This is a genomic window from Kineococcus sp. NPDC059986, assembly GCF_040702905.1.
Lineage (GTDB): Bacteria > Actinomycetota > Actinomycetes > Actinomycetales > Kineococcaceae > Kineococcus.
In genome coordinates this window covers 1-1,592 of record NZ_JBFBND010000080.1, presented here as the reverse complement: position 1 = coordinate 1,592, position 1,592 = coordinate 1, and the positions used below count along the sequence as shown (strand labels likewise).

The following is a 1,592-nucleotide window of genomic DNA, read 5'->3' as shown; positions in this document are numbered from 1 at the left end:
TGGCTGGTGCTGGTGGTCGTGGCGACGTGGATCCTGCTGCGCACCCGGGTCGGGAACTGGATCTTCGCCGCCGGGGGTGACCCGGTGGCGGCCCGCGCGGTCGGGGTCCCGGTGAAGAAGACGAAGATCGGCCTGTTCATGGGGGTGGGGTTCACGGCGTGGCTGCTGGGGATGCACAACCTCTTCGCGTACTCCAACGTGCAGTCCGGCAACGGTGTCGGCAACGAGTTGTACTACATCATCGCCGCGGTCGTCGGTGGGTGCCTCATGACCGGCGGGTACGGGTCGGCGATCGGTGCGGCGATCGGTGCGCTGATCTACGGGGTCGTGACGAACGGGATCGTGTACGCCGGTTGGCAGGCGGACTGGAACAAGCTGTTCCTGGGCGCGATGCTCGTCATCGCGACCGTCGTCAACCTCGTCGTGAAGAACCAGGCGGCCAAGCGGTGAACGCGCACACTCCTGACACCTCGATTCCTGGCTCGCTCACTCCCGGCGGGCTCACTCCGGACACGCTCAGCCCGGACACGCTCAGCCCGAACACCGAGATCCTGTCGCTGAAGGACGTCGGCAAGCGCTACGGCAACGTGCACGCCCTGCGGGGGGTGTCGTTGTCGGTGCGGCAGGGGGAGATCACCTGCGTCCTGGGTGACAACGGTGCCGGCAAGTCGACCCTCATCAAGATCATCGCCGGGTTGCACACGCACACCGACGGTGTCTTCACGGTGAACGGGCAGGAGGTGTCGTTCTCCTCCCCGCGTGAGTCGCTGGACCGGGGGATCGCCACCGTCTACCAGGACCTGGCCTTGGTGCCGCTGATGTCGATCTGGCGCAACTTCTTCCTGGGCCAGGAACTGCTGACGGGGTGGGGGCCGTTCGCCCGGCTCGACGTGAAGCGCATGGTGCAGGTCACCGGTGAGGAGCTGACGAAGATGGGCATCTCGGTGCCTGACCTGGACCGTCCGGTGGGGGCGTTGTCCGGTGGTCAGCGTCAGTGCATCGCGATCGCGCGGGCCATCTACTTCGGTGCCAAGGTGCTGATCCTGGACGAGCCGACCGCGGCGTTGGGGGTGAAGCAGTCCGGGGTGGTGCTGAAGTACGTGGCCAAGGCGCGCGATGCGGGGCTGGGGGTCATCTTCATCACGCACAACCCTCACCACGCGTACCTGGTGGGCAACCACTTCGTCATCCTCAACCGCGGGAACGTGTCGTTGGACTCCTCCCGCGCGGACATCACGTTGGACCAGTTGACCAACGAGATGGCCGGGGGTGCGGAGCTGGAGGCGTTGAGCCATGAGCTGTCCGCCGTGACGGCGGCCACCGACGCCAGCACCGACTGACACCACCGACTCACGCCACCGACTGACACCAACGCCTGACACCAACGCCTGACGCCACCGGCTGACGCCAGCACCGACTGAACGACGAGAGAACCGGAGCCAGACCCGTCATGAGCACCACGAGCACCTCGAGCAGCGCGAGTGCCCTGAGCAGCCCTCCGGTCCGGGTCGCGGTGCTCGGGGTGGGGATGATGGGTCAGGACCACGCCCGCCGGCTGGCGACCCTGACGGCGGGGGCGGAACTGGTCGCGG

The 1,592-nt window shown here is 67.1% G+C and carries 1 protein-coding gene and 1 pseudogene; both read left to right on the top strand.

From position 1 onward, the window contains the following. A pseudogene (locus tag AB0637_RS24970) lies at positions 1–450 on the top strand (ABC transporter permease); the annotation flags it as partial. A gap of 98 nt (positions 451–548) precedes the next feature. Then, the gene (locus AB0637_RS24965) at positions 549–1,340 is read left to right on the top strand and encodes an ATP-binding cassette domain-containing protein (protein WP_366175485.1); all 792 of its coding nucleotides are present in this window, start codon (positions 549–551) and stop codon (positions 1,338–1,340) included. The last annotated feature ends 252 nt before the right edge of the window (positions 1,341–1,592 follow it).